The organism is Streptomonospora sediminis (assembly GCF_054778995.1).
On the sequence record NZ_BAAGYZ010000042.1, the window covers coordinates 19,018 to 40,219 of the forward strand.

General features: G+C 74.2%; 14 protein-coding genes. 2 read left to right on the top strand and 12 right to left on the bottom strand.

Features of this window, described 5'->3' with window-relative positions; translation table 11 throughout:
* Positions 1-273 precede the first annotated feature (273 nt).
* Positions 274-966 (bottom strand): glycoside hydrolase family 11 protein, encoded by a 693-nt coding sequence (locus tag ACYVD5_RS10775; RefSeq protein WP_461000830.1) that lies wholly within the window; start codon positions 964-966, stop codon positions 274-276.
* A gap of 625 nt (positions 967-1,591) precedes the next feature.
* Between ACYVD5_RS10775 and ACYVD5_RS10780 the strand changes: the two genes are divergently transcribed.
* Positions 1,592-3,574, top strand: a complete 1,983-nt coding sequence (locus ACYVD5_RS10780; RefSeq protein ID WP_461000831.1) for a sigma-70 family RNA polymerase sigma factor — start codon at positions 1,592-1,594, stop codon at positions 3,572-3,574.
* Positions 3,575-3,838: 264 nt separating this feature from the next.
* Here ACYVD5_RS10780 and ACYVD5_RS10785 read toward each other — a convergent pair whose 3' ends face one another.
* Positions 3,839-4,750, bottom strand: coding sequence for an SDR family oxidoreductase (locus tag ACYVD5_RS10785; RefSeq protein ID WP_461000832.1), 912 nt, complete (start codon positions 4,748-4,750; stop codon positions 3,839-3,841).
* 132 nt (positions 4,751-4,882) lie between these two features.
* On the opposite strand from ACYVD5_RS10785, the gene ACYVD5_RS10790 reads away from it, so the two are divergent.
* Positions 4,883-5,473 carry a TetR/AcrR family transcriptional regulator gene (locus ACYVD5_RS10790; protein WP_461000833.1) on the top strand — a complete coding sequence of 197 codons (591 nt, stop codon included), beginning with the start codon at positions 4,883-4,885 and terminating at the stop codon, positions 5,471-5,473.
* An 86-nt stretch (positions 5,474-5,559) separates the two neighbouring features.
* Here the strand turns inward: ACYVD5_RS10790 and panD are convergent, their stop codons facing one another.
* The 10 genes from panD to ACYVD5_RS10840 all read right to left on the bottom strand — a co-directional run.
* Positions 5,560-5,994, bottom strand: a complete 435-nt coding sequence (panD, locus tag ACYVD5_RS10795; RefSeq protein ID WP_461000834.1) for an aspartate 1-decarboxylase — start codon at positions 5,992-5,994, stop codon at positions 5,560-5,562.
* A 224-nt stretch (positions 5,995-6,218) separates the two neighbouring features.
* Positions 6,219-7,037 carry a siderophore-interacting protein gene (locus ACYVD5_RS10800; protein WP_461000835.1) on the bottom strand — a complete coding sequence of 273 codons (819 nt, stop codon included), beginning with the start codon at positions 7,035-7,037 and terminating at the stop codon, positions 6,219-6,221.
* Positions 7,038-7,147: 110 nt separating this feature from the next.
* Positions 7,148-8,461: an enterobactin transporter EntS gene (entS, locus tag ACYVD5_RS10805; RefSeq protein WP_461000836.1), complete on the bottom strand. Its 1,314-nt coding sequence runs from the start codon at positions 8,459-8,461 to the stop codon at positions 7,148-7,150.
* Between the two features lie 277 nt (positions 8,462-8,738).
* Entirely contained in the window at positions 8,739-8,954 is a 216-nt protein-coding gene (locus tag ACYVD5_RS10810) for an MbtH family protein (protein ID WP_461000837.1), read from the bottom strand.
* Between the two features lie 59 nt (positions 8,955-9,013).
* Positions 9,014-10,276, bottom strand: a complete 1,263-nt coding sequence (gene entS / locus ACYVD5_RS10815) for an enterobactin transporter EntS (RefSeq protein WP_461000838.1) — start codon at positions 10,274-10,276, stop codon at positions 9,014-9,016.
* Between the two features lie 55 nt (positions 10,277-10,331).
* Positions 10,332-10,964 carry a GNAT family N-acetyltransferase gene (locus ACYVD5_RS10820; RefSeq protein WP_461000839.1) on the bottom strand — a complete coding sequence of 211 codons (633 nt, stop codon included), beginning with the start codon at positions 10,962-10,964 and terminating at the stop codon, positions 10,332-10,334.
* A 137-nt stretch (positions 10,965-11,101) separates the two neighbouring features.
* On the bottom strand, positions 11,102-11,242 hold the full coding sequence (locus ACYVD5_RS10825; RefSeq protein WP_461000840.1) for a hypothetical protein: 141 nt from the start codon (positions 11,240-11,242) through the stop codon (positions 11,102-11,104).
* A gap of 60 nt (positions 11,243-11,302) precedes the next feature.
* Complete coding sequence (locus ACYVD5_RS10830) at positions 11,303-12,064, bottom strand: ABC transporter substrate-binding protein (RefSeq protein WP_461000841.1); 762 nt, start codon at positions 12,062-12,064, stop codon at positions 11,303-11,305.
* Positions 12,065-12,128: 64 nt separating this feature from the next.
* Positions 12,129-18,689, bottom strand: coding sequence for an amino acid adenylation domain-containing protein (locus ACYVD5_RS10835; protein ID WP_461000842.1), 6,561 nt, complete (start codon positions 18,687-18,689; stop codon positions 12,129-12,131).
* Positions 18,686-21,202, bottom strand: a 2,517-nt coding sequence (locus ACYVD5_RS10840) for a condensation domain-containing protein (RefSeq protein WP_461000843.1), incomplete at its 5' end; no start/stop codon positions are given. The genes ACYVD5_RS10840 and ACYVD5_RS10835, both read right to left, overlap by 4 nt.

A 21,202-nucleotide genomic window follows, 5' to 3' on the forward strand; every position in this document is an offset into this window, starting at 1 on the left:
TGGACAAATGGCGGCCTGCTGTTTTCGCGGAACGCACCTGCCGTTGTCCCGGCGGCCCGTCCTGCGGGTGCGGTGGGGTTTCGACTTCTGAGCCGGGTTTTCCTCCGCCGAATGGCGGCGGCTCCACTTGGAAAATTCCGGATAAGGCCGGCCCCGATGCCGGCGCCGCTGTGGCGCGGCGGCTGGAAGCGCCGCGCCACAGGGGATCCGCGTTCCGCGCGTCAAGTGCGGCGAACCGCTCGGCGGACGGACGCCGGGGGGATGGGATAACGGTCAGCGCACCGTGATGTTGGAGTTTCCGCTGCTCTGATAGCCCTCGGTCGCCATGATCATGTAGTAATCGAAACTGCCCAGATTCATGCCATAACGGCCCCACTGGTCGAAGTGGGTTCCGGTCGTGATGTTCCCACCCGTTTTCTTCGACTGGCGGACGCTCCAGTACTGGGGAAATGTTGCGGTGCCTTCAACGGAAGGGGCGTTATAGCGCATCGTCTGGTAGACGTCGTAAGTACCGCCGTCGCTGGAGACCGTGCCCCTGTACTCGCCCTCGGGGCGGTAGCTGCCCCAATTGTCGACGATGTAGTACTCGACGAGCGGGTTGGACGTCCACCCGTACAGGCACAGGTATCCGTTGCCGGACGGGTAGAAGCTGCCCGAGTAGTTGACGGTCCTGCGTCCGCCGCGGCTCCAGCCTTTGCCGCAGACGAAGTTCCCGGTGTTGCCCCACGAGGTGCTGTAGCTGCCGCCGGCGCTCAGCGTCATGGACACCGTCCCGGGGGCGTCGGTCCAGAACGAGTAGTAGTAGCCCTCGTGGGTGCCGGTCTGGTTGGAGCTGATGGTGGTGTCGGCGTGGGCGGTGCCGGGCAGCAGCAGCCCGGATGTGGTGGCCAGCGCCACGGTGCCCGCGGCACGGCCGATGAACTTCCTGCGGTCGATCGAGTGCGCGGGGGTGTTGCCGTTATCCATGTTTCATGCCTTTCCTGCTCATAACGGCCGTTCGCACGACCGGGCGGGGGATGCGGCCCGGCCGGCCTGCCGGCGGCCAGGGAAGGCCGCCGGCAGGCCGGCGCCGCGCCGGGGGCGGACCCGGCCCCGTTTCCTGTGGTTCCTGCGGCCTGCAACCGGAAAGCCGGGTCGCTTTGGGTTATCCGCACTGACTATGCGTGAGATGTGTCGATAGTCACAGTGTTGGCCGCTCCCGCTTCCGTTGTCAATAATTTCCGGAACGTTTGCGAAATAATCGGCACCCCGAAGATTGCCGCTTGTTGCGCGTTATTCCTGCTCATAGCCGTTTAATGGGCGTTCGCACCCGAGATCGGACAGCGGATGTTGTGACTCTTCACCCGCAAAAGCAGCACCGATTCCGAAAATTTTCGGCCGTCTTCCCGATCACGAAGATCCCTGGATGGCGCACCTGATGCCCCGGCAACGCCGGTGACCAGGCAGGGTGCGCCACTCGGCCCTGCGCCGGAAAATCTTCGGCAGGTTTTCGTTGTCGGCGGCGTCCGCCCGCGTCTCCTTGGGTGGGACGGGCCGACAGACCGCTGCCGGCCTCCGTCGCCGCTGCAGACACCCGAAGGGAAGCCCAGCAATGAGCCACGATCCCGGAGCAGGGCCGGACCCCGCGCTGGTGGCCGCCGCCCGCGACGGCGACCCGCAGGCCGTCGAAAGGCTGCTGTCGGAGTCGCTGCCGCTCGTCTACAACATCGTCGGCCGGGCCTTGGACGGCCACAGCGACGTGGACGACGTGGTGCAGGAGACCCTGCTGCGCGTCATGCGCGGCCTCGGGCGGTTGGAGCAGCCGGAGTCGTACCGATCCTGGATGGTGGCCATTACCGTGCGGCGGATACGGGACTGGATCCGCGCCCGGCAGCGGACCCGCGACAACCTCAGGCCGCTGCCGCAGGCCGAGCACCTGCCGGACGCCTCCGACTTCGTGTCGCTGACGATCCTGCGGTTGAACCTCGCGGACCAGCGCCGCGAGGTCGCCGAGGCGACCCGCTGGCTCGACGAGGACGACCGCGAGCTGCTGTCCCTGTGGTGGCTGGAGGAGACCGGCCGGCTCGAACGCGCCGAGCTCGCCGGCGCGCTGGGGCTGTCGGAACGGCACGCCGCCATGCGCGTCCGCCGGCTCAAAGACCAGCTCGACGTCAGCCGCGGCGTCGTGCGCGCCCTGGCGGCCGAGCCCGCCTGCCCCGAACTCGGCGGCATCACCGGCGGTTGGGACGGCCGCCCCAGCCCGCTGTGGCGCAAGCGGCTGGCCCGCCACGTCCGCGGCTGCTCCCGCTGCGACGGCGGCCCCGACCGGCGCGCACCGGTCGAAGGGCTGCTGCGCGGCCTGCCGCTGCTCGCCCCGCCGCCGGCGCTCTACCAGGCCGTTGCCGAGGCCCTGCGCTCCGGATTCCCCGGCGCGGCGGACGACGGGCCTGCCGGCGGCGGGGGCCCGGGAGACGCGGGAGGCACGGGCCAGGCAGGGGACGCGGGACAGACGGCGGAGCCGACGGCGGACGCCCGCGCCGGCCCGTCCCCGCAGCGCGGTATCCGCGCTCCAGGACACCGCCGGGTGTACCCGTCCGCCGCCCGGCGGAGCGTCCTGGCCGCCGCGGGCGCGGGAGCGGTCGCCACGGGAGTCCTGGTCGCGGTTGCGGTCGCGGACGGCACCCCCGCGCAGTCGGCCGCTCCCGCCCCGAGGCCGGCGGCCCAGGAGTCCAGCGCGGCACCCGGCTCCCCCGCGCCCTCGCCGAGCGCAACACCCGCGCCGTCCCGGTCGGCGCCCCCGCCGTCGCTCTCGGCGCCCGCTACAGCCGAAACCACCGAGCCCGCCGAGACCACCGCCACCGGCGGCAAGGGCGTGGCGGTGTGGGAGTTCGGCGGCGCCGGCGAGGCGCTGCAGCTATCGGGCGCCGGCTGGTATTACACGTGGTCCACCGACCGCCTCGGCGTCAGCGCAGCGTCCGGGGCCGAGTTCGTGCCCATGATCTGGGGCGCCGACTCGGTCACCGACCAGGCCCTGGCCGAAGCCGAGGCGGCAGGCGACCACCTGCTCGGGTTCAACGAGCCCGACATGGCGGCCCAGGCCGACATGTCCGTGGAGCAGGCCCTGAAGCTGTGGCCGCGGTTGGAGGAGACGGGCAGCAGGCTCGGCAGCCCGTCCGTGGCCTACGGCGCGGACGCCGAGGGCGGCTGGTTGGACCGGTTCATGGCAGGCGCCGACCAGCGCGGCTACCGCGTCGACTTCATCACGGTGCACTGGTACGGCGCCGACTTCCGTACCGGCCCCGCCGTCGAGCAGCTGCGCGGTTACCTCGGCAAGGTGCACGAGAAGTACGGCAAGCCGGTGTGGCTGACCGAGTACGCGCTGATCGACTTTTCCGCTGGGACGCCGCGCTACCCCGCGCCCGCGGAGCAGGCGGCGTTCGTCACCGCGTCAGCGGAGATGCTGTCAGAGCTGCCCTTTGTCCAACGCTACGCCTGGTTCGGCCTGGGCACCGACGAGGGCGGCGCGACCACCGCCCTCTACCGCAGCGGCCCCACCCCAACGGAGGTGGGGCACGCCTTCCGAGCCGCCCCCTGACCTCGCCGCGCGCGAACGACCGCCGTGCCCCCGCGGTCGGCCGCGCAGCCCGCGAGGACGGCTCGGAGGGCGCCTCGTGCCCTCGCCCCTGGGGCACGAGGCCCCGCCCGCCCCGGCGACGCCCCTGCCGCGCCGCCGGGGCGGGCGCCCGTTCATGTTGCCGCTTGCAGTGGCGTGGGCGGTGCCGGGGTTGGTGCCGGTTCCTGTGCCGGGGCCGGTGGTGCTGCCGGCGCAGTGCGGGCGGTCGGCGGCGTACAGCGTCGTTCAGGAGTCCGGGGCGGCGAAGTAGTCGCCGTGCTCCATGTCGTCGAGCAGGGTCGGGTGGGTGGGCGACCAGCCGAGCAGCTCCTGCGTGTAAGAACTGGACACGGGCGCGTCGAAGCCGTAGGCGGCGGCCATGAACGGGCTCGCGAAGTGCGTGGCCGCCTCGTCCGGGCTCAGCGAAACCGCGGGCAGCCCCATGCCCCGGGCGATCGTCTCCGCGATGCTCTTCAGGGTGACGGCGCTTTCGGCCGTTCCGTGCAGCACGCTGCCTGCAGGAGCCTTTTCCACGGCCAGGCGGAACAGCACCGCCGCGTCGAGCCGGTGTACGGCGGGCCACCGGTTGCCACCGTCGCCGACATAGGCCGACACCCCGGTCTTGCGGGCGGTGGCGATGAGCATCGGGATGAAGCCGTAGTCCCCCGGGCCGTGGACGGTGGGCGCCAGCCGGACCACGCTCGCGCGTACGCCCTGGTCGGCGCTGCCGAGGCAGGCCTGCTCTCCGGCGATCCGGAATCCGGCGATCCCGTGCGGGTCGGGCGCGTCCTTTTCAGTGCTTTCCCGGTCGGCGGGCATGACCAGGGTGCCGGAGGTGCTGACGAACGGCTTGCCCGAGCCCGCCAATGCTTGGCCGAGCGCCTCAATCGCCGCGCGGTCGCGCCGCATCATGTCGTCGGTGTCGGAGAAGTCGCCGCCGAAGGCCATGTGTATGACGCCGTCGGCCGCTGCGGCGCCGCTCCGCAGGCTGTCGAGGTCGTCCAGGGACCCGCGGCGCGTCGCCGCACCCAGCGATTCCAGCCGGGCGGCGGCGGCATCCGAGCGCGCCAGGCCGGTGACGGTGTGGCCGGCCGCGATCAGCTCGGCAACGATGGCGGGGCCGGTCTGGCCGGAACCGCCGGTAACGAAGACGTGCATCAGATACTCTCCCCTTAAAGCCAGTGACTGACACTAAGTAGCGCCAGTCGCTGACACTAACGCAGAGCCAACCGTAGCGCCAGTGACTGACATAATGAATCGTCTGCCGCCGCCGGGCGGTAGCCTTGGGGAGTGCCACGGAGCGGAGAAGCAGCGCGCCAACGCCTTCAGCAGGCGGCCCTGGAGCTGTACCGGGAACGCGGGTTCGACCAGACCACCACGGCCGAGATCGCCGCCCGAGCGGGCGTCAACGAGCGCACGTACTTCCGGCATTTCCCGGACAAGCGCGAGGTCCTGTTCGACGGCGAGGCCACGCTGCGCGAAGCGCTGCAGCGGGCGGTGGCCGAAGCGCCCGATGATCTGCAGCCGCTCGAAATGCTGCTCTACGCCTTCCGGAAATCCTGCTGGATTCTGGAGGACAACCGCCCGTTCTCCGAGCCGCGGTTGGCGATCATCGCCGAAACACCGGCGCTGCGGGAACGCGAGATGGCCAAGGCGGCGTCGATCACCGAAACCCTGGCGGAGTCCCTGCGGCAACGCGGCGTGGCCGACCGGGTGGCCGGCCTGGCCGCAGATACCGGCTGGGCCACCTTCCACCAAGCGGCAAAAGCCTGGCTGGAAGATCCCGAGCAGGGCTTGGACCCGCATCTGTTGCGGGCCTTCGACGACCTGCGCATACTTTCAGCGGCCATCCCGCCGGCGGAGGCGCACCCGGACGACTGATGTGGCGCCGCCCCGGCAGCGGCCCTGCCGCTGCCGGGGCGGGCGATTGTTCATGCTCGGGCCGCCGGGCGGCAGGGCGGGGCGGGTCAGGTTTTGGCGGGGTCGGCTCCCGCGAGGGCCGTTCCGGAGACCAGGTCGGAGTCCGGGACCGGCTCGGCGGGGTCGGTGCCCAGCGCGACCATCCGGTTGGCGGCGTCGACGTGGACCACGTGGGGGACGTGGCCGGCGCGTTCGGACTCCGCCAACTCGACGTAGGACATGATGATGACGAGGTCGCCCGGACCCACCAGGTGGGCGGCGGCCCCGTTCATGCCGATGACTCCGCTGCCGCGTTCGCCCGCGATGGTGTAGGTGACGAGGCGGTTGCCGTTGTCGATGTCGACCACGTGGACCTGCTCGCCTTCGACGATGTCGGCCGCGTCCAGCAGGTCGGCGTCGATGGTGATGGATCCCACGTAGTGCAGGTCCGCCTGGGTGACCGTCGCGCGGTGGATCTTGCCGTGGAACAGGGTGCGACGCACGATCTCCTACCTCGATTTCCCTCACTGCGATATGACTACGGGCCCGCGGTACGGGTCCCGTGCACGCTCGTGGCGGTTGCGCCGCGGCGGTGCGGGGCGTTGCCGCCAATGGGCGAACACCCGCGCGCCGCGGCGGATTCCGCGACCGCCAATGAGGGTAGTGCGCGCCCCGCCGGAAACGTGCACCGGGGCGGGGCGGGCGGCGGCATGGGCCGCAGGCGGCGCTACTCGTCGTCGCCGTGGTGGTCGTGGTTGGTGGTGCCGCGCCGCCAGTAGCCGTCGACTTCGAGGCTCTTGCCCCGCTCGAACCCCCGCTCCTTGAGGTGGCGCCGGATGGGCTTGAGGGTACCGGCTTCGCCCGCGCACCAGGCGAAGCCGCGGCCCTCGGGCAGTTCGGCGCCGCGGATGGCGTCCTCCAGCAGGGTGGTGGTGCCGGGGGCGGCGCCGTTGCGGTGCAGCCAGGTGACGGTGGCTCCCGCGGGCAGGTCCAGCTGCTGCTCCTCGCCGGAGTCGGCCACCTCCACGAACGCCAGCACGCGCGCGTCGCGCGGCAGCTCCTGCTCCAGCCAGCGGGCGGCGGCGGGCAGCGCGGTCTCGTCGGCGCCGACGACGAAGTAGTCGAAGTCGTAGTCCATGTGGTGGGTGCCGCGCGGGCCGAGGACGCCGAGCCGGTCGCCGGGGCGCGCCCGCGCGGCCCAGCGGCCGCCCGGGCCGTGGTCGTGGTCGACGAGGTCGATGGTCAGCTCGGCTGCAGCGGCGTCGTAGCGGCGGACCGTGTAGTCGCGGAAGGTCAGCTCCGGGGCGCGGACGTCCCACCGGCCGTCGGCGTCGAACCGGGGCAGGTGCAGTTCACCGGTCTGTTCGTCGGGGAAGAAGAGCTTGACGTGGTCGGTGAAGTTGTCGCTGCGGAAGCCTTCCAGGTCCGAGCCGGTGAGCACGGCGCGGACCATGCCCGGCGTGATGCGCTCGACCGTGCGTACTTCCAGGGTCCGGGAGCGCAAGGGGTAGAACTCCACGCGCGGGTCGCGGACGGCGGTGGTCATGCGGACATCACTCCAGATGCAAACGGGCGTCGTCGCGGTAGGGGCGGCCGGTGCCCGGGGGCGCGGGTGCCGCCGCCGGCACTTCCGCCATCACTTTAGCTTAGGCTTAGCTAACTCGACAGTCCCGGTCCGGGCTCCGTCGTTTCCGGTGCCGGTCCCGGCTGCGCCGCGCCTCCGTTGGCGGCCCGGCGCAGGCCGGGTGCCGCGGCGCCGAGGACGGCCACCAGGGCGACGGTGATCGCGCCGCCGGCGACCACGGCCGCGCCGGCGCCGATCAGCGGCGCCATCGCCCCCAGCACGAGCGCGCCCAGCGCCCCGCCGACCGTGTTCTGCGCGCTCCAGACGCTGTTGACGCGCCCGCGCAGCGCGTCGGGGGTGTGCGACTGCAGCAGCGCGAAACGCACGATCTCCTCGATGATCTCGGCGAACCCGAGCGCCACCAGGGCCGCCGCCGCCAGCGCCAACTGGGTGGAGGCGCCGAAGGCGGCCGATGCGATGCCGCAGCAGGCGACGGCCGCCAGCAGGACGCCGCCGCTGCGCCGCACGGTGCGGGTCCACCCGCTGGTGAGGGAGGCGAGCACGGCGCCGAGGGCGGAGGCCGAGTAGAGCAGCCCGGCGGCGGTCTCGCCGGCGTGCAGCCCGGTGTCGGTGAACTCGGGTATCAGCACGTAGGGCGTGGCGAACAGCAGTTGCACGAACCCGAGCAGCAGCAGCGGCCCCACGGTGCGGTGCCGCGCGGCGAAGCGGGCGCCGTCGGCCGCAGCGGCGGCCATGCCGGTTCCGGAGCCGCCGGCGGAGCCGGTGTCCGGTGCCAGCGGCGGTAGCAGCAGGACCAGGCCGGTGGTGAGCGCGCAGACCGCGGCGGTGATACCGAAGACGGCGGTGAATCCCCACAGCGCGATGACGGCGCCGCTCAGCGCGGGAGCGGCGATGGAGCCGAGCTGTCCGGTCAGCGCGAGCAGCGCCCCGGCGGCGGGCAGCCGGTCGCGCGGCACCAGCCCGGGCACCGCGGCCTGCAGCGCGACGGTGCTGAATGTGCCCGCGAACCCGTTCAGCACCGCGCACGCGCAGATCACCGCGAAGCTCGCCGTACCGGAACCCTGCGCCGCCCACAGCGCGTTCAGCGCGAGCCCGGTGAAAGCGATCGTGGCGGCGCCCCGGCCGGTGACGATCAGGGTGCGCCGGGGGAACCGGTCGGCCAGGACTCCCCCGACCAGCGTGCCGCCGAACACCGAGGCGCCGTTGACGGCGCTGACGACGGCGACCAGGACGGAGGAGTGGGTGGCGGAGTAGACCTGCATGGGCAGCGCGACCATCGCGAACCCGAGCCCGAAGACCGAGATCAGCCGTGCTGTGAAGACCACCCGGAACTCGCGGCTCAGGCGCAGCGGGGTGAGATCGATGAGGGTGTCGCGCAGTTTCACCGCCCGGTCTCCCCGCCGGTCGGCCGTACCGGTGCGGCAGAACCGGTGCGGGGTTCCCCGCGGCGGCGGTGGTACCGGGCGCTGCCCGCCGTCTCGGCGGTAGCGGCAGCGGCCGACTGCGGCACGAAGCGGCGCAACGGGCGGCGGCGGTCCCGCGTGGCCGCGCGGGCGCCCGTTGTGCCGGGTTCCGGGGTGGCGATCGTACGGTCCAGCCCGGCCCCGGACCCGGCGCCGGATCCGGGCTTTGCGCCGCGGGCGCCGGCCGGCCGGCCCGGCCTCACTCCTCGCCCATCGCCACGCGCAGGCTGCGGGGGCGCAGGTCGGTCCAGTTGGCCTCGACGTACTCGAGTGCGGCCGCGCGGTCGACCGGGCCCAGCACCTGCCGCCAGCCGTCGGGGACCGCGGCGAACTCCGGCCACAGGGAGTGCTGGTCCTCGTCGTTGACCAGCACCAGGAAGCCGCCCTCGGTGTCGTCGAACGGGTTGCTGCTCATCCGGCCACTCCTCTCATCTCGGAACACGAATCATTGGAAAATTAGGCGAGGCTAACCTATCAATCGGGTTGGTCGCCGGGAAGGGCGGGCGGCGCCGCACCCCTGGTGGCAAGCAGCCCCGGCGAGACCAGTGCAATGGCGCCGGCCAGGGCCGCCCCGACCGCGCCGGCCGCTGTCAACGCGGCGGCGGTGCCCAGGACCGCGGCCAGCGCGCCCATCAGTGTCGCGCCCAGCGACCCGCCCGCCGTTGCCTGGGCCAGCCACGCACTGTTGACCCGGCCGCGCAGCGCATCGGGGGTGTGCGCCTGGATCAGCGCGTACCGCAGGATCTCCTCGACCGCCTGGCAGCACCCCAGCAGCACCAGCGCGGCCAGTGCGACCGCAGCAGTGCGCCCGGCCCCCAGCAGTGCGACCGAGGCGCCGCACACGGCCACCGCTGCGGGCACGATCGCGCCGGCGCGGCGGACCCGGCCGGTCCAGCCGCTGGTGAGCGAGGCCAGCAGCGCCCCGGCCGCCGGAGCGGTGTAGAGCAGCCCGGCCAGCGCCGCGTCGCCGTGCAGGACCCGGTCGGTGAACTCGGGGATCAGCACGGTGGGCACGGTGAACAGCGCCTGGGAGAACCCCAGCAGCAGCAGCGGGCGCACCACGGGGTGGCGGGCCGCAAACGCCAGCCCGTCGGCGACCGCGCGCAGCGCCGGCGCGTGCCGGACCGCGGTGTCGGCGGGGGTCTGCGGCACGAACCACACCGCGGCCGTGGCGACCGCGGCGATCGCGCACGTGGCCGCGTACCCGGCGCCGACACCGCCCAGCGAGATCAGCGCGCCGCCCAGCGCGGGCGCGGCGGCGGCGCCGAGCTGGGCGGTCAGCGCGAACAGCGCGCCGGCGGCCGCCAACCGGTGCGGGCCGACCAGGGCGGGCACCATGGACTGCTGGGCGATCAGGCCCATCGTGCCGATCACGCCGTTGACCGCCGCGCACACGAAGATCACCGACAGCAGCGGCGTGTCCGGCAGGTAGGTGTTCAGCGCGAACACCCCCACGACCAGGGTTTCCGCTGCCAGAGCGGCCAGCATGAGCCGGCGCCGGTCCAGGCGGTCGGCCAGCAGCCCGCCCAGCAGGGTGCCGCCGAAGCTCGCCACCCCGTTGACGACGCTGACCCCGGCGACCAGCGCCGAGGAGCCTGTCATGCCGTAGACCTGCATCGGTAGGGCGATCAGCCGGAACCCGCCGCCGAACAGCGAGATCAGCCGGACCGCGAAGACGATCCCGAATCCCCGCCCGCTGCGCAGCGGGCTCAGGTCGATGACCAGTCCGGACGGCACCGGCCTCATTCCCACCCCCGGCATGCCCGTCGTCGGCAGGGCGGTGCGGCCCGCCTCACCCGCGCCGCCGGGCGAACAGTGCGGCCCGCTTGTGCGGCAGGTCCGCCTCGGCGAGCAACTCCAACCCGGCCTTGCGGGCGGCGCGGCAGGCTGCGGCGTTCGCGGCGTCGGGCTCCATGAGGATGCGGCGGCAGAGGGGGTCGGCGGCGAAGACGGCGTCGGCGAAGGCGTCGAGGATCCGCGCACCCGTGCCGCGGCCGGTCGCTGAGGGCACCCCGATGGCGATGTGGAACCCGATGTCGTGGGGTTCGGCGTCGTAGTGGGGAGCGATGATGTCGCGGGCGGCCCGGTAAAGCTCGACGTAAGCCAGGTCGGTGCCGTCGCAGCCGACGATGAAGGGCCGGGAGAACGTGCCGGCGCGCTGGGCGGCCAGCTCCGCGGCCCAGCGCTCGCGGCTCCAGGCCTGGTCGTAGAACCGGGCGACGTGCGGCAGGTTCATCCACTCGTGGACGAGGTCCAGGTCGGGGCCGTGCGGCCGGGCGGTGCGCGCGGTGAACGGCGGCGCCAGCCGGGGTTCGGGGGGCGGGCCCGCGGCCAGGACGCGGTCGCAGGCGGCGATCTCGCGGGGCGAGGAGCGCGGCGCCGCGCCGGGCACCTGCTCGGTGTGGGCGGGTTCGGGCACGGGCACGTGCGGGTCACCTCCGGTGTCTCCCCGCGGGCGGCGGGGGCGGTGTTGCTGGGGCGCGGCCGAGCGGGCCGCAGGGGTGCAGGGGGCGGGCGGGTATGCGGAGCGCGCGCCGCGTCGCAGCCCTGCTGCGCCCGGTGTCACAGGTCCTGCAGCACTCGTTCCTCCAACTGGTCGAAGAGCTCCAAGCCGGTCGTGTAGCTCATTGCGCCGAGTTGGGGCACCGGGTAGACGCGGTCGGCGGCGACCGGCTCCAGCTCCTGCCACGGGCCCTGGCCCATGATCTCCTGGACCGCGTCGGTGGGGGTGCCGTCGGCCTCTGCCCGGGCGAGGACCGCGTCCTAGCGGTTGAGCCGGTCCAGCCGCTCCAGCGGCAGCGACTCGCTGAAGGCGCCGTCGTCGGCCTCCTCCGTGAACCGCAGCCCGGCGTCGGCGGGCACGGTTGTGCCGTGGGAGTCCCGGTGCTCCAGTGTCCGGTTGCCGTCGCCGTAGGCGTCGACGGACACGAACAGGGTGTCCTCCAGCACGCCGGCGTACTCCTCCTTCAGCTCGGCGGCGCGCGCGTCGTAGTCCTCGATGAGCCGGGCGTGGGCCGCGGCGACTCCGGCGGCGTCGGCGATGCGCCCGTTCATGTCCTTCCATTGCGACGGTTCGTTCATTGCGGCGACGGCGACGGGGGCTATCTGCTCCAGTTCGGAGTAGTCGAACTCCATGGGTGCCGGCAGGCCGGAGACGATCAGGTCGGGCTCCAGCGCGGCGACCTTTTCGGCGTTGATCTCCAGGTCGCGGCCCACCTGCGGCAGTGCTTGGGCTTTCTCCAGCTCCTCGGGGGTCATGCCGGTGTCCTGGGTACCGCTGGAGACGCCGACGAGGCCGGCTTCCTCGACCGAGATCAGCGCGGTGACGGCCCAGCCGATGGCGACGACGCGTTCGGGGTCCTCGGGAATCTGCACCGGCCGGTCGGCGTGGTCGCTGGTGAACTCGCGGGTGGGTGCGCCGGTGCCGGCCTCTTGGGCCCCGCTGGAGCAGGCGCTCAGGGCGAGCACCGCAGCGGCGAGCAGCCCGATGCCCCGGCGGGGGATGCGGGCGCGGAAGCGGTTCATGGGCGCTGTTGGCACAACGGGCACTGCGGACACTCCAGTCCTTGGCGGGAAGGGGCGGCGGCTCTTAGCCGATGGGGTCGGGTGTGCGGTGGTGCGGGTCCGGGCCGCCGGGCGGGGTGCCTTGGGCCGCCAGGTGCGCGGCGAGGGCAGCCGGCGTCGAGTGGGTGAACAGGTCGGCGATCGCGAGCGCAGCGCCGGTGCGGTCCTCGATCCGCGAGCGCAGCCGCACCAGCAGCATCGAGTGCCCGCCCAGGTCGAAGAAGCCGTCGTCGGCGCCGACCTCGGGGGCGCCGAGCACCTCGGCGAACACATCGCACAGCGCCGCCTCGGCGGCGTCGCGCGGCGGGCGGCCGGGGGTGGGCGCCAGCGCCGCCGGGTCGGGGGCGGGCAGGGCGGTGCGGTCGAGTTTGCCGTGGGCGGTCAGCGGCAGCGCGTCCAGGGCGACGAATGCGGCGGGCACCATGTAGTCGGGCAGTTGGCCGGCCAGGTGCGCGCGCAGGCCGGCCGTGTCCGCGGCGGCCCCGCCCGGCTCCCCCGGCCCGTGGCGCCGGTCCCGGGCGGCGACGACGTAGGCGACCAGCCGCCGGTCGCCCGGCGCCGCCTCCCAGGTGTCGACCGCGGCCTGCTCGACGCCGGGATGGCCGCTCAGCGCCGCGGCGATCTCGCCCGGCTCGACGCGGAACCCGCGCACCTTGACCTGGTCGTCGGCCCGGCCAACGTAGTCCACCGACCCGTCGGGCATGCGCCGCACCAGGTCGCCGGTGCGGTACATGCGCGCGCCGGGTGCACCGAACGGGTCGGCGGTGAACCGGTCGGCCGTCAGCGCGTGGCGGTTCAGATAGCCGCGGGCCGTGCCGGCGCCGCCCAGATACAGTTCGCCGACCACGCCCGGCGGCACCGGTTGCAGCCGCTCGTCGAGTACGTAGGCGCCGGTGTTGGCGGTGGGGCGGCCGATGACCGGGCGCGCGTGCCCGCCCGCCCGCGCCGCCAGCGCGTCGACGGTGGCTTCGGTGGGCCCGTACAGGTTGAAGGTGACGGTGCCCGCATCGTCCAGGTCGCGCAGCCGGTTCCACAGCGACGCCGGCACCGCCTCGCCGCCCACGCCCAAGGTGAGCGGCGTGTGGGTGCCCGGCTCGGCCAGGCCGGCCCGCAGCAGTTGCTGCAGGTGCGAGGGTGTCACCTCGATGAAGTCGATCCGCTCGGCGCGGAGCCGTTCGACCAGCAGCGCGGGGTCGTGCATGGCGTCCTCGGTGACGATGTGCACCGCATGGCCGTCCAGCAGCCACAGCTGCGGCTGCCAGGCGGCGTCGAAGGAGAACGACCAGGCGTGGCCCACCCGCAGCCGTTCGCGGCCGGCCCGGCTGCGGGTGGGCCGGTGCAGGGTTTCGCGGTGGCTGCGGAAGAGGTTGGCGATGCTGCGGTGGGCCACCACCACACCTTTGGGCCGCCCGGTGGAGCCCGAGGTGTAGATGACGTAGGCGGGGTGGTCGGGGCGCAGCGGGGCGGTGCGGTCGGTGTCGGCCGGGTCGGTGCCGGGGCGCGCGGCCGCGGTTTGCGGCCCCAGCACCAGGCTCCTGTTGGCGCCCAGCGCGGCTGCGCGCGGCTCCAGTTCGGCCGTGGTGGCGGTGATCAGCGGTGCGGCGTCGGCGAGCATGTGGGCGATGCGTTCGTCGGGGTAGCCGGGGTCGATCGGCAGGTAGGCGGCGCCGGACTTGAGCACGGCCAGCAGTGCCACCAGGGTCTCGGCCGAACGCGGCAGCAGCAGCGCGACGACGGTTTCCGGGCCGGCGCCCAGCGCGATCAGCTCGCGGGCGAGTTGGTTGGCGCGCCGGTTGAGCCGGTCGAAGGTGTAGGACTCGCCCGCGCACACCAGCGCCGGGTGGTCGGGCCCTGCCGCGGCCGCGGCTTCGAACAGGGCGGGCAGGGTGGCGGGCGCCTCGGTGCTGCGCGGCCCCTGGGCGTGCCGGGCGAGCTGCGCGGACTCCTCGGGGGCGAGCAGGTCCAACCGGCCGATGGGTTTGCCGGGTTCTGCCGCGGCGGCGGCCAGCAGCCGCTCCAGGCGCACCGCGATGTTGCGCACGGTCTCGGCGTCGAACAGGTCGGTGCTGTAGTCGATGACGCAGGACATGCCCCCACCGCCATCGGCGCCGCTGCCGCCCGCGGCCGGTTCTGCGGGGTCGCGGAACTCGAAGGCCAGGTCGAACTTGCCGGTTGGTGCGGCCACCGGTTCGCGGCTCGCCTGCAACCCGGCCATCGACAGCCGCGGCCCGGTACCGGCCTGGTAGGCCAGCATCACCTGGAACAGGGGGTGGCGGCTCATCGACCGGGCGGGGTTGACCACCTCCACCAGGTGTTCGAAGGGGATGTCGGCGTTGTCGTAGGCGGCCAGGTCGGCCTCGCGCACCCGCGCCAGCAACTCGGTGAAGGCCGGGTCGCCGGAGGTGTCGGTGCGCAGGACCAGGGTGTTGACGAAGAACCCGACGAGGTCGTCGAGCGCGGCGTCGCCGCGCCCGGCCACCGGGGAGCCGAGGGGGATGTCGGTGCCCGCGCCCAGCCGGGTCAGCAGCGCCGCCAGGGCGGCCTGCAGCACCATGAATACGCTGGTGTCGTGGCCGCGGGCCAGGGTGCGCAGTTGCGCGCTCAGCTCGGCGGGCAGCTCCGCGTGCACGGCTGCGCCGCGCCCGCCGGCGGCGGCCGGGCGCGGCCGGTCGGTGGGCAGCGCCAGCTCCTCGGGCAGGCCGCGCAGAGTCTTGCGCCAGTACGCGGCCTGGGCCGCTGCGGTGCTGTCCGAGTCGTCCTCGGCACCGAGCACGGCGCGCTGGTGCAGCCCGTAGTCGGCGTACTGCACGGGCAGCGGCGACCAGGCGGGCGGCTGCCCGCTGCAGCGCGCGGTGTAGGCGGTGCCGATGTCGCGCAGCAGCGGGTGGGCCGACCAGCCGTCCCCGGCGATGTGGTGCAGCAGGACCAGCAGCACGTGCTCGTCGGGGCCGGTGCAATACAGCCGGGCGCGCAGCGGCGGCTCGCCGTCCAGCACGAAGCGGTAAGCGGCGGCCTCGCTGAGCAGCCCGGGCAGCCGCTCCTCGTCGGTTTCGGTCAGCGGCAGGTCGGGGCGGGCCTGCTCAGGGGGCAGGATGCGCTGGTAGGGCACCCCGTCGTCGTCGGGGAAGACGGTGCGCAGGGTCTCGTGGCGGGCGGTGACATCGCCCAGCGCGGCGGCGAGCGCGGCCCGGTCCAGCGGGCCGCGCAGCCGCGCGCAGAACGGGATGTTGTAGGTGGGGCGCGGGCCGTCGAGCCGGTACAGGAACCACATGCGCTGTTGGGCGTGGGACAGCGGGAGCCGGTCCGGCCGCTGCGCGGGGCGCAGGGGCGGCGCGCCGCCCGCCGGCCGCAGTTCTTCGGCGAGTTCTGCGACGGTGGGCGCGTCGAAGACGGTGCGCAGCGCGACGCCGCGGCCCAGCACCGCGCGGATCCGGGTGGCCAGCCGGGTTGCCAGCAGTGAATGGCCGCCGAGGGCGAAGAAGTCGTCGTCGATGCCGACCGCGGGCACTTGGAGCACCTCGCAGTAGAGTCCGCACAGCAGTTCTTCGACCTGGTTGCGCGGCGGCCGCCCCCCGCCCGCCGCGGAGAGGTCGGGGTCGGGCAGCGCTGCGCGGTCGACCTTGCCGTTGGGCAGGGTGGGCAGCTCGGCGAGCGGCACCATCGCGGCGGGCAGCATCGCCCGCGGCAGCCGGGCGGCGAGGTGGCTGCGCAGTTCCACCGGGGCGAGCACGTGCCCGTCGGCCGGGGCGGCGTAGGCGGCCAGCACCGCTTCGCCGGCGGAGTCGCGGTGCACGACGGCGGCGCAGTTGGCGACGCCGGGGTGGGCGGACAGCGCCGCCTCGATCTCGCCCGGTTCGATGCGCATGCCGCGGATCTTCACCTGGTCGTCGGTGCGGCCGAGGAACTCCAGTTCGCCGCGGGCGTTGACCAGCACGCGGTCGCCGGTGCGGTACATGCGGGCGCCCGGGCTCCCGAACGGGTCGGCGGTGAACCGGGCGGCGGTCAGCCCGTGCCGCCCGTGGTAGCCGCGGGCCAGCCCGGTGCCGCCGAGGTAGAGCTCGCCTGCCACCCCGGGCGCAACGGGCCGCAGCATGGAGTCGAGCACGTAGGCGCGCACGCCCGGGTCGGGGCGGCCGATGGGCACCCGCTCGCCGGCCGCGGAGTCCGCACCGCCCATGGCGCCCATGGCGCCCGTGCAGTCGCCCAGGGTCGCGTTCACCGTGGCCTCGGTGGGGCCGTAGCAGTTGAACATGGCGCGCCCGGCGGCGAAGCGGCGCACCAGCGCGCCGGATACCGCCTCGGTCCCGGCGAGCACGGTCATGCCGGGCGGCAGTTCGGCGTCGGCGGGCAGTGCCGACAGCAGCGCGGGCGGCAGGCCGGCGTGGGTGACGCCGCGCTCGTGCAGGTAGTCGGTCAGCGGCGGGCCGGGCACCCGGCGCTCGGGCGGCACCACGACGAGCCGGCCTCCGCCGAGCACGCCCATGACCAGCTCCCAGAACGCGACGTCGAAGCTGGGCGAGCCGAGCTGGGCGATGCGGCTGCGGGGGCCGGTGCCGAGCCGGTGGTCGGCGGTGGACACGAGCTTGGCCACCCCGGCGTGGCTGACGACGACCCCCTTGGGCCGGCCGGTGGAGCCGGAGGTGTAGATCAGATAGGCGGCGTTGGCGGGGGTCAGCGGTGCGGGGCGGTCGGCATCGGTGATGTCGGCCGTGCTGTCGGTGCCGTCGGTGCTGTCGGTGCCGCCTGCGGCGGCCGCCTCCTTCGCGATGACCTGGGAAACCGCGGACAGCTCCGCGATCCGCCCGCTCAGGTCGGCGTCGGTGACCGCGCAGACGGGGCGGGCGTCGGCGAGCATGTGCGCGAGCCGGTCGTCGGGGTAGTCGGGATCGAGCGCGAGGTAGGCCGATCCCGACTTCAGCACCGCCAGCAGCCAGACCACCAGCTCCGCGGAACGGGGCAGCGCCAGCGCCACCACCCGCTCGGGTCCGGCACCGCGGGCCAGCAGCACCCGCGCGAGCCGGTTGGCCTGCGCGTCGGCTTGGGCGGCGGTGAGCACGGTGTCCTCGTCTTCGACCAGGACCGTCTCGGGCGCCGCGGCCACCCGCCGCCGCAGCAGGTCGCCGAAGACGGCCTCGTCACGGGCTTGATCCGCCGCCGCGGCCTCGGTGCCGCCGCCCGGTGCGGCGGCGGTGGCGGCGGTGTCCCGTCCGGGCACGGATCCGGCCGGCAGGATGGGCAGCCGCGCGACGGGCCTATCCAGGTTGGCCGGCATGGCCTGCAGCACGGTGGCCAGGTGCCGGGCGACCAGCTCCGCTTGGGCCGCGCTGACGGTTTCGGGGCGGTGGCCCAGCGCCAGCCGCAGCTGCGGGCGCGCCTGCGCGGGCGCCGGAGGCACGACCGCCAGCGACAGCGGGTAGTGGGTGGCGTCGGTGGAGCCCAGCACCCGGGCCTGCAGACCGGGCACGGCGGCCGCAGGGTCGGTGCCGGCGACCGGGTAGTTCTCCACCACCAGCAGCGTGTCGAACAGCTCCGGCACACCCACCGCGCGCTGGATGTCGGCCAGGCCCGCGTGGCTGTGGCCGAGCAGGGCCGCCTGCTCGCCGCGCAGGCGGGCCAGTAGCGCGCCGGTGGTCTCGCCCGGGTCCACGCGCACCCGGACCGGCACGGTGTTGATGAACAGCCCGACCATTTCCTGGGCGCCGGGCAGATCGTGCGGGCGGCCGGATACCGCCGTACCGAAGACGGTGTCGCGGGTGTCGAGCAGGTTGCCCAGCACCAGCCCCCACGCCGCCTGCAGCACGGTGTTGAGCGTGACGCCCTGGGCGCGTGCCATGTCGCGCAGCTCGGCGGTTGTGCCGGCGGGCAGGTCGCGGGTGACCGCGCGCGGCTCCGGCGCCCCGCCCGCATCGGCGGGCCGGTCCGGTTGTTCGGCCGCGCCGGGGTCGAACGCGCCGGCGATGCGGGTGGGCCCGTCCACCCCGGCCAGGGACTCGCGCCAGGCGGCAAGGTCGGCGCCGGTGTCGCGGGCCGCAAGCCAGGCGAGGTGGTCGCGGAACGGTGCGGGCCGGGGCAGCGCGGCCGCGTCGCCGGCGTAGAGCCCGAACAGGTCGCGCACCAGCAGCGGCAGCGACCAGCCGTCCAGCAGGATGTGGTGGTGGGTGAGCACGAGCACGTGCCGGTCGGCGGCCGTGCGCACCAGCACGAAGCGGAGCAGTGGCGGGCGGGCGGGGTCGAAGCGGGTGCGGCGCTGGGTGTCGCGGATCCGTTCCAGTTCGGCGGCCTGCCCGGCGGCACCGAGCCCGGTGAGGTCGGTTTCGGACCAGTCGGCGGGCACCTCCTTGCCGATGAGCGCGGCCGGGCTCCCGTTCTTGCGGCGCCGGAACGCCGCCCGGACATTGGGGTGGCGCCGCAGCAGCGCGTCAGCGGCCCCGCGCAACCGCGCCGGTTCGAGTGCGCCGTTCAGTTCCAGGGCGAGCTGGACGTTGTAGACGTCGGTGCCTTCGGCGTCGAGCTGGCTCTGGAACAGCAGCCCTTCCTGGAGCGGCGTCAGCGGCAGGATGTCCTCCAGGCCGGATGCGTTGCTCACGTGAGCCTCCACTCTGCTTCGAATTCGTCGATCTCGTCCTGGCCGAGGTCCAGCAGGGACACATCGGAGGGCGTATGGCCGCCCGCCCCCGGCGAGCCGGCATGCGCGACCAGGCCGCTGAGCTGGGCGAACCACGCTTCGGCGAGGTCGCGCACGTCGCTTTCGGCCAGTAGGCGCGCCGGCCAGGCCCAGGTGGCCGCCAGTACCGCCCCCTGCGGCCCGTCGCGGGTGACGGTGTTGACCTCCAGCGGGTGGCGCACGGGCATGCCGGGGTCGATGCCGGGCGCCACCCCGCCGGTTTCCGGCGCTACGGTCCAGGGCGCCCCGTCGGCGGCGACCGCGACGCGGCCCAGGTAGTTGAACAGCAGCGGCGGTTCCGGGTCGCGGGCCAGCTCGGCGGCCGTTTCGGGGTTGAGGTGTCGCAGCAGGCCGTAGCCGATGCCGCCGTCGCCGGGCTGGGCGCGCAATTGCTCCTTGACCCGTTTGAGCGCGTCGCCTGCGGCCGCTCCGCCCGCTCGGGCGTCGGCCGGGTCGGCACCGGCGACGTCGAGCCGCGCCGGGTGGACGGCGGTGAACCAGCCAACGGTGCCCGACACGTCGGCGCCGGGGAACAGGTGCTGCTCGCGGCCGTGGCGTTCCAGGGCCACCCGCAGCACCCCGTCGCCGCCCGCCGCCGGTGCGGCGGTGCCGGGCCGGCGCCGCCTGCGGCGCCAATCGGCGGCGGCCAGCGCCAGCGCGCTGAGCAGCACGTCCTCGATCCCGGCGTGGAAGACCTCGGGCACGCGGGTGAGCAGGTCGGCGGTTTCGGCGGCCGGCAGCTCCACGCTCACCCGGCGCAGCGTTGCGGCCGTATCGCGTTCGGGGTCGATGACGCCGAAGGGCGGGTCCGCCGCTTCGGGAGCGGCCGGGCCCGGGCGGGGTTCGGGCTCCGGTGCGGCGGTGATCCGCTGCCAGGCGGCCAGTTCGGCGGTGCGGCGCCGGTCGCGGGACTCGGCCGCAAGCAGCCGCGACCAGCGGGCGAAGGACGTGTGCGGCGCCGGGACCGCGGGCGCGCGGCCGCCGGAGGCGTCGCGCCAGGCGGCGGCCAGGCCGGTACGCAGGATGTGCCAGGAGACACCGTCGACGGCGAGGTGGTGGATCACCAGCACCAGCCGCCCGGCGCTGCCGGGGCCGCGGTCCAGCCACACCGCCCGCAGCATCGCCCCGGCTTGCGGATCGAGGCCGTCCCGGGCGGTATCCGCCGCATCGGCGACCGCCCGCGCCAGGCCCGGACCGTCCAGTCCGGCCGCGTCCTTTGTGGTCAGCACGTCACCGGCTTGGACCGTCCCGGGTTCGGCGGTGTGCAGCCGCCACCCTGTGCCGGTGTCGAGCCGGGCGCGCAGCATGGCGTGGGTGTCCAGCACCGCCTGCAGCACGGCGGCCATCGTGCGGGGGTGTGCGCCGGCGGGGGTGTGCAGCACCATGGCCTGGCTGAACCGGCGCAGCGGACCGCCGCGTTCGCGCAGCCAGTGCATGACGGGAGTCAGCGGTACCTCGCCGGACGCGTCGCCGTCGCCGGTGCCGCCGCCGCGGGCCGCGCCCGCCTCGATGGGGGTGGCGGCAGCGGCCAGGTGCTCGGGGGTCTGCCCGGTGAACACGTCGGCCGGGGACAGCTCCAGCCCGCGGGCGCGGGCGCGGGCGACGAGCTGGATGGCGAGGATGCTGTCGCCGCCCAGTGCGAAGAACCCGTCGTCGGCGCCGACCTGCTCCAACCCCAGCAGTTCGGCGAACAGCGCGCAGACGGTCTCCTCCTGCGGGCCCTGCGCGGCGCGGCCGGCCCCGGCGCGCTCGCCGGGGTCGGGCGCGGGCAGGGCCGCGCGGTCCAACTTGCCGTTGGCGGTCAGCGGGAACGCGTCCAGCACCGTGACGGCGGCCGGGACCATGTGCTCGGGCAGCCGCGCGGCGACACGGCGCAGGAGTCGGGCCGGGTCCGGTGCCGCAGCGCCGGACGCCGGGGTGACGTAGCCGACCGGTTTTGCGGAACCGGGCACGTCTTCGCGGGCGATGACGACCGCGGCGGCGACACCGGCGCACTCGCTCAGCGCGTGCTCGATCTCGCCGAGTTCGATGCGCATCCCGCGCACCTTCACCTGGAAATCCGAACGCCCGATGTACTCCAACTCGCCCGCGCGATTCCACCGCACCACATCACCGGTGCGATACATCCGCGAACCCGCCGGACCGAACGGATCGGCCACGAACCGCTCCGCGGTCAACCCCGACCGGTTCGCATACCCCCGCGCCAACTGCACCCCGGACAGGTACAACTCACCCGCCACCCCGGCAGGCACCGGGGCAAGGCGGCCGTCGAGCACATACACACCCGTGTTCCACACCGGCCGACCGATGGGGATCCCAGTGGCGGAGGCGGGGGCGGCACCGTCGGCGGTCGTGTCCAGGTCGAAGGCCGTGACATCCACGGCGGCTTCGGTGGGGCCGTACAGGTTGGCCAGCTCCGCACCCGGCAACACCGC

Bases quoted from the DNA above. Each gene is read 5' to 3' on its own strand.
- ACYVD5_RS10810 (WP_461000837.1), bottom strand. From the start codon at position 8,954: ATGAGCAGCAACCCGTTCGACGACACCGAGGGCGGCTTCCTGGTGCTG.
- ACYVD5_RS10785 (WP_461000832.1), bottom strand. From the start codon at position 4,750: ATGCACGTCTTCGTTACCGGCGGTTCCGGCCAGACCGGCCCCGCCATC.
- ACYVD5_RS10775 (WP_461000830.1), bottom strand. From the start codon at position 966: ATGGATAACGGCAACACCCCCGCGCACTCGATCGACCGCAGGAAGTTC.
- ACYVD5_RS10830 (WP_461000841.1), bottom strand. From the start codon at position 12,064: ATGAACCGCTTCCGCGCCCGCATCCCCCGCCGGGGCATCGGGCTGCTC.
- ACYVD5_RS10800 (WP_461000835.1), bottom strand. From the start codon at position 7,037: ATGACCACCGCCGTCCGCGACCCGCGCGTGGAGTTCTACCCCTTGCGC.
- ACYVD5_RS10780 (WP_461000831.1), top strand. From the start codon at position 1,592: ATGAGCCACGATCCCGGAGCAGGGCCGGACCCCGCGCTGGTGGCCGCC.
- ACYVD5_RS10825 (WP_461000840.1), bottom strand. From the start codon at position 11,242: ATGGGCCAGGGCCCGTGGCAGGAGCTGGAGCCGGTCGCCGCCGACCGC.